1 protein-coding gene is annotated in these 1,518 nt (G+C 37.4%); it reads right to left on the bottom strand.

The window, feature by feature from the left end; all coding sequences use genetic code 11:
- Positions 1–274: 274 nt before the first annotated feature.
- Positions 275–985, bottom strand: a complete 711-nt coding sequence (locus ACRCJ0_RS13825; protein ID WP_419971460.1) for a LysM peptidoglycan-binding domain-containing protein — start codon at positions 983–985, stop codon at positions 275–277.
- Positions 986–1,518 lie beyond the last annotated feature (533 nt).

Genomic DNA, 1,518 nt, shown 5'->3' with positions numbered 1-1,518 from the left:
GTTGGACTTCAACTTCTTTTGCAGTCTTATCCGCTCACCCAGCCTTTTATGTGATTTCTGTTCGTCAGACCAGAGATATGCCTAGGACTTCTTTCAGATTCCACCTCACGGTAGACACCCTTGTCTTCAGCTATATGCTTACCACTGTCAGGTTGCATTAGGGACTTTCACCCGTTAGAGTTTGCCCATGCTGGGCAAACAAAAAGAGCCAGGAAAAACCTGACTCATTTGTTTGTATTTTAAATAACCGTTTCTAGATAGAAGAAACTTTATCTTAGTACCAACCGTTAGCGTTCCAGAATGCTAAAGCAGCTTCCCATGAACCGTAACGTTCAGCAACATATTTGTCAGCAGCTGCTTCTTGTTCAGCTGGAGATGCACCGTAAGCTACTAATGTTGGGTTTAATTGGTAACGGCCATAGTAACCACCTGCTGCGTTGTAAGCTGTGTAAGATCCACCTGACTCACGTTGAGCGATGATTTCTTTAGCTGAATTGCTAGAGTATGAAGTAGTTGAAGCAGTTGTTTCGGCTGCTGGTGCTTCGTATGCAGTTTCTTCTGCTACATAAGTTTCTTCAGCTGGCGCTTCATAAGTAGTTTCAGTTACCACTTCTTCAGCAACATCATAAGTAGTTGCTTCTTCAGTTGCAGAGTCTTCTACAGTTACTTCGTTTACTTCACCAGTTGTTTCATCTTTTGTAAATGAAAGTTTAGTTCCTGGGAAGATTACGTTAGCGTTTTGGATGTCGTTGATTGCAACTAATGCATCTACACTTACGTCAGACGCTTTAGCGATAGCTGCTAAAGTATCACCGTATTGAATAGTGTATGAAGTAGTTGTGTCATCTGTAGCTTCTAAATCAGCTGAAACTTCAGCAACTGTACGAGCAGACCAAGTAGCCGCTTCTACGTTATTGTTGTTTGTAGCAGCGAATAAACCTGCTAATGCAAATGACGTACCTAAGATAATTTTGTTCAATTTCATGTGTAAATACTCTCCTTAATAAGAATACTGCTTTTTAATTTTTTTTTAAGTTGTCTGCTGCCATCTAGTGGATGACCCGCTATTTACCGCATCTTTATCGTGCGGCTATATTCTAGATAAAGAACACCTGTCTCATCTACAAGCAATATCTTAACACGGGCCTTTTTTTAAGTCATGTAAATCAGGCATCTGTTAAAGCCTCTTAACTGCCTTGACATTAAATCCGGGTTTTTTGAAAACCTTATGTAAATTTGTAACAACCTTGTAACATTACAAAGCTAATATTATATGTTTAAAGTGATAAGAGAGGTTGTTTTCACAAATGATGTCATATTACCGGAAAATTATGCGTTTTTATTATGAATTAAATAAACAAAGTCCCTAATAAAGCCTTTATATAAGTGTTTTAAATTCATGTCAAATTGCAATCGTTCTGTAATATGACAGATAATAATTGCAAAATATTCTTTTTAAATGTCTAATAATACAAATATTTAGATAAGCTATCGGGTTTTTACTTATTTCAAAGCAAT

This window comes from Aerococcus sp. L_32, assembly GCF_050689315.1.
This window is presented reverse-complemented; position numbering and strand designations above follow the sequence as displayed.

Excerpts from the sequence above, each read along its gene's own strand:
- ACRCJ0_RS13825 (WP_419971460.1), bottom strand. The coding sequence starts at position 985 with ATGAAATTGAACAAAATTATCTTAGGTACGTCATTTGCATTAGCAGGT.